The organism is Mycobacterium sp. 1482292.6, from assembly GCF_001672995.1.
Lineage (GTDB): Bacteria > Actinomycetota > Actinomycetes > Mycobacteriales > Mycobacteriaceae > Mycobacterium > Mycobacterium europaeum_A.
Window position 1 is genome coordinate 1 of sequence record NZ_LZKV01000233.1, and the last position, 5093, is coordinate 5093.

Annotated in this window: 5 protein-coding genes; 1 reads left to right on the plus strand and 4 read right to left on the minus strand. The window is 68.5% G+C overall.

The annotated features are described in order from the left end of the window. A partial coding sequence (locus tag A5624_RS23855; protein WP_066872023.1) for an FAD-dependent monooxygenase occupies positions 1-1151 on the plus strand: 1151 nt, incomplete at its 5' end. Here the strand turns inward: A5624_RS23855 and A5624_RS23860 are convergent. The 4 genes from A5624_RS23860 to A5624_RS23875 form a co-directional block, all read right to left on the minus strand. Further along, positions 1148-1933: a DUF6065 family protein gene (locus tag A5624_RS23860; protein WP_066872026.1), complete on the minus strand. Its 786-nt coding sequence runs from the start codon at positions 1931-1933 to the stop codon at positions 1148-1150. The two genes, A5624_RS23855 and A5624_RS23860, sit on opposite strands and share 4 nt — an antisense overlap. A 233-nt stretch (positions 1934-2166) precedes the next feature. Further along, a complete protein-coding gene (locus A5624_RS23865) occupies positions 2167-3873 on the minus strand; it encodes a nitric oxide reductase activation protein NorD (protein WP_066872029.1) in 1707 nt (568 codons plus the stop codon). Next, entirely contained in the window at positions 3870-4688 is an 819-nt protein-coding gene (locus tag A5624_RS23870; RefSeq protein WP_066872032.1) for a CbbQ/NirQ/NorQ/GpvN family protein, read from the minus strand. The genes A5624_RS23865 and A5624_RS23870 overlap by 4 nt, the downstream gene beginning before the upstream one ends. After that, positions 4689-5093, minus strand: a 405-nt coding sequence (locus A5624_RS23875; protein WP_066872035.1) for a spirocyclase AveC family protein, incomplete at its 5' end; no start/stop codon positions are given.

Consider the following 5093-nt stretch of genomic DNA (forward strand, 5'->3'; position numbering starts at 1 on the left):
CCGCGCTGCGCCGCTACGCGGTGGCCGAGGGGGCCGACATCCGGCGCGGCGTAGAGGTGGTCGCGCTCGCGCAGGACGCCGCGGGCGTCACCGTCACCGCCGGACCCAAGGGCGACGGCGATCCCGCCCACCGGCAGGCGTGGCGGGCGCGGTATGTGATCGGCGCCGACGGCGCCCACAGCACCGTCCGGACGCTGCTCGGCGCCGACTTCCCCGGCAAGACGGTGCTGACCTCGTTGATGCTGGCCGACGTCAAGCTGGCCCACGGCCCGGCCCGCGGCGGCCTGGTGGTGGGCACCACCGGTGACGTGCTGGGTTTCCTGGCTCCCTACAACCGGCACGACGCGGACGGCTCGTGGTACCGCGCCCTGGTGTGGGACCGCGACCACCAACTGCCCGACGACGCGCCCGTCGACGACGCCGAGATCGTCGACGTCCTCGCCCGCGCCATGGGCACCGACTTCGGTGTGACCCAGATCGGCTGGAAGTCGCGATTCCATTGCGACGAAAGGCAAGTCGCGCAGTACCGGCACGGCCGGGTGTTCCTGGCCGGCGACGCCGCGCACGTGCACTCCCCGATGGGCGGCCAGGGCATGAACACCGGCATCCAGGACGCCGCGAACCTGGCCTGGAAGCTCGATGCCGTGCTCGGCGGGGCCGACGACGCGCTGCTGGACACCTACCACAGCGAACGCCACCCGATCGGCAAGCGGGTGCTGGTGCAGTCGGGGATGATCGCCCGCGCCGCGACGCTGCATCGGCGGCCCGCGATCTGGCTGCGTAACCTGTTGGCGCCCAACCTGCTTCGCCTTCCCGCCGTGCACGACTTGGTGGCCGGCAGTTTCGCGGGCACCGGGTTGCGGTACGGCCGGCGCGGGCTGGTCGGCACCCGGGCCGCCGCGATCCCCCTCGTCGAGGGACGGTTGACGCAGCTGCAGCGCGGTGGCAACTACGTCTTCATCCGCGAATACGGCGCCGCCCCGGTCGAGGCGCCCGGAATGGTGCAGGCCGAGCGGGCCGACCACGGCCCCGCCGTGCTGGTGCGTCCCGACGGGTACATCGCGTGGGCCGGCGCATCGGCGCAGGCGCCGGAGGCGATCAGCAACGCGGCGGTGGGCAATTCCCTTGCCCGCGCGGTGATTTCGCGCTAGTCCGCGTTCTCGGGCTGCTGCGCGACGAACGACCGGAGTCGGCGGCGGGTCTGGTGGTCGTCCGCGCCGGGCTCGCCGTCGCTGTGCCGGCCGCGCGTGTAATCGCCCTGCCACGGCACCTTCTCGTTGGCCGCACCGGCCGCGGCCTCCTGTTCACGGCCCAGCGCGCCGCGCGAGCCGAGGAAGTGCTCGTGCTTGCGGTGCAGCTCCTCGTCGGATTCGATGGGCCGCAGCTCCGGCACGAACTCCTCCAACTCGGCCCGGCGCTGCGGCACGATCATGCAGATCGGCTCGTCGATCTCGAATCGCACCGGCATGAACTCGCGGGTGAATTTCCAGTTCATGCTGAAACTCGAGCTGGACCAATCGGTTTCGACGATGCCCTCCAGCGGGGAGATGGCGTCCTTCGGATGATTGGCCGGTCCGCGAACCAGCAGGTTGTAGCCCGGCGGGGTGCGGAACAGGATGGGCAGGTGCCAGGTCAGGATGCCGTAGCCGAAGTGGCTCGACGGCAGGAACTGACCGCTGTCGCGGGTGTCGGGCGCGATCATCAGGTTGGTGCGGTCATTGCCGCCCATCCAGGTCGCGGTGAACGCGCTGCGGTTGCGCACCTCCCAGCCGCTCTGGTTGGCGATCAGCATCGGCAGACACCGGTGCGGCCAGCCCTGGCGGATCTCCGACATCCACTCCCGGCCGATCGGCGCGGGGCTGATCGGCGGTGCGATGTCGTGGGTGATGTACCCGATCAGGGGACGGTGCCCCCCGCCGGAGTTGTCACTCATCGGCTCCTCGATTCGCTGCTTGCCCGGGACAGCAATTATCTCAATCGAAGCGGCCGGTCCTAACCTGACTATCCCGGTCCCCGCTGCCCCGCCGATGGAATCACGTCCACCATAGAGGTATGACGCCGGCCATGCGCGTCGACGGATTTCGGCTCGTCAGGGCCTGAAGTCACTCATTGCGCTGGCTGCGGGTCACCTTCGATGTCCCGTCCGCGACTTCGCCAATGCCGCCTTCATGCGATGCCTCGTGACGGTCTCGGCGCGGCAAGCTCCCGGAGGGAGGACAGGAACAACTCATCCATTCGCGGGCTCAATTCGGCCAGCGTTGCGGCGCTGGCATAGCCGGCGGAACCGAAGACACGTTCGAGCGCGTCGGTCGCAGTGCTGGCGCCTATGGAAAGGCAAAGGCACGCAACGCCTTCTGCCCGCAGCTCGTCGAGGGCCTTGAAGGAGTCGGCTTCGGCGTAACGGCCTTCGTAGCCGTCGTCGTAGGGGAATCCATCGGAAAGGACGACCAACAGCCGATTCGGCGTGCCCGCCTGAGTTTTGAGTATCTCGCCGGCGCCTCGGATCCCGGCACCGAGGCGCGTATACCCCGACGGTTCGAGCTGATTGAGGCGAGCGCGCCCCACGGCGCCGAAACTCTGGTCGAACGTCTTGATGACCGGCAGCTGGACGGCGTGGCGGCCCTGCGATCGGAAGGCGTAGACGGCGACCCGGTCACCAAGCTCTTCGAGTGTCACGGCCAAAGTGGCGGCCGCTCGTCGCTGGTGGTCGTGCACCGCGCGGCCATCCGCGTCGGCGTCGATGGCAGACCCGGACGCGTCGATCAAGATGAGCACGCCGAGATTGCGGGCAAGTTTGCGGCGCTCCAGGTAGACGTGTTCCGGTGGGGAAAAACCTGATTGCAGGTCGACGAACAGATCGATGAGCGCCTCGATGTCGAGGTCGTCCCCGTCGGCACGGCCGCGCAGAACCTTCGGCCCGAGGCCGACGCGAGCCAGGCGGCGCCGCAGCACGTCGTCGTGCACCACGCCGGCATCCGAGACGTCGGCGGCAACGGTCAGGGGAAAGTCGATGACGCGGCACCAGTCGGGCTTGTACCGGTCGTTGAAGACGTCCCACTCCGGATGCAGGGCGCCCCCCACCCCGATCGCAGCACCGGGCTTGCCGTCATCGGTGAACTGGACCCGGGTGGGCAGGGGACGCGCATTCGGACCGACCGCGTGCGCGCGGCGCATTGAGCGAACTGTCATCTCGGCGCCCGCGGCACCCTCTCCAGAGGAGCGCGAGCCGCCGAACATCTTGCGGAAGTAGTCCGACATCGACTTGTTGTTGAGCAACGGACTCTCAAACAGTTTGAGGATCTTGCTGTCCCCCGACTTCCCGCCGTCATCGTCTTCGTCGTCGTCCTCCGACTCGGGCATATCGACAGGGTCGAATCGCAATTGCAGATCTTTGTTGGTGGCCTGACCGCCCGGCCCGGTGGGCGCCGCCATCACCCGGGAGGGCTTGATGACACCGAACCACCCCGGCGGGTCGGCAACCTTGGTTCGGCTCATGGCCACCTCGAGCGACTCCTCGGCGGCCCTGGTGCTGGGTCGTTCGTCCGGGAGGAGCACGGCATCGAGGGGAAGGTGCCGCGCGAGGTCGGCGAGGACCCGTCGACCTTCGAGTGCCAGGTAACGACGCGCCAAGGTGGAACGTGCGCGCAATCCCTTCACCAAGCGCGGATCAAGGCTGCCCGCGCCGAGAAGTGCCGCCTGCACCACCGTCTCGCGGCGCTGCTGCTCGACCGAGGCCCCGGGCGAGACGAAGATGAACCGCCCGTTGGTGTGCGCGGGCCCCCCGGCCGGCGCCTCGGTGACTTCGACGGACCTGCCGGCGATGTAGGTGGCGAGGAACCGGAACCGGTCTGGGTGGTCAGGCGCGTCGGTCACTTCTGAGGCAGGACGGTGTTGACGAGTTCGTCGAGCGCTCGGATGACATCGTCGTCGTCGGAGAGCACCTGGACGACGGCCGCGTGCACCGCGCTGCGCAGGTTCAGCCCTTCGGCGGCGAGGCCGGCGGCAAGAATCAACATGCGCGTGGAGGACACCTCGCGCAAGGGTGAGCCGTCGAGGTTGCGGATGGCGTAGGCGAGCTTGACCAACGAACGTGCGGTCTCGGTGTCGATCCCGGCTTCGTAGGCCACCACCTCGGTCTCGACCTCCGGGGAGGGGTAGCCGAGTTCGATGGCGACGAAGCGCTGGCGGGTCGACTCCTTGAGGTTCTTCAGGACGCTCTGGTAGCCGGGGTTGTAGGAGATCACCAGCTGGAATCCGGGCGCCGCCCGCAAGGTGGTGCCGAGCCGGTCCACCGGCAGCTCGCGGCGGTGATCGGCGAGCGGATGGATGACCACGGTGGTGTCCTGGCGCGCCTCCACCACCTCGTCCAGATAGAAGATGGCGCCCTCGCGCACGGCGCGAGTCAAGGGTCCGTCCACCCAGACCGTTTCACCGCCCTTGAGCAGGAACCGGCCCACCAGATCGGCCGACGTCATGTCCTCGTGACCGGCGACGGTGATCAGGTCCCGGCCGAGCTGGTGGGCCATCGCCTCCACGAATCGTGTTTTCCCGCATCCCGTGGGGCCTTTCAGCAGTACGGGCAGGCCGCGGCGGGCCGCAGCGCGGAAGACCTCCACCTCGTCGCCGACGGCCCGGTAGAACGGCGCGTCCGGCAGGGACCGAACGGCCGCGGGCTGGCTGTTCAACAATTACTTCCCCCGTTCGAGCGGAACGTTTTTCGGCAGCTTTGCCCCACCGGGTAGGACGAGCTGACCGTCGTGGTTGATGTAGCCGGAATTCGTCAGGGGCACCGGTAGCGCAGGGTCCGGGCACGGCCGGTCGGTTTCCGCGCCGCAGATACCCATCAGGAAGTACGAGCGCTTCAGGATGTCGTCGGGCCAGGGATCTTGGTGCATGGCGAACCACTGCGCGGGCAGGTTGTAGAAGACGAAGAAGAAGGCGCTGCAGGCGGCGAAGATCGCCAGGAAGCGGGTGAGTTGCTGTCTGGCGAGACCGCCTCGAACGTGGTCCAGGCCGCGCTCGACGAAGGTGCGGCCGCGGTCGTCGGTGAAGTAGCGCAGGCAGCACAGTCCGGCCTGCACACCGCCCCACAT

What these genes read in the sequence shown, in the direction of transcription:
- A5624_RS23860 (WP_066872026.1), bottom strand. Translation starts at nt 1,933, where the DNA reads ATGAGTGACAACTCCGGCGGGGGGCACCGTCCCCTGATCGGGTACATC.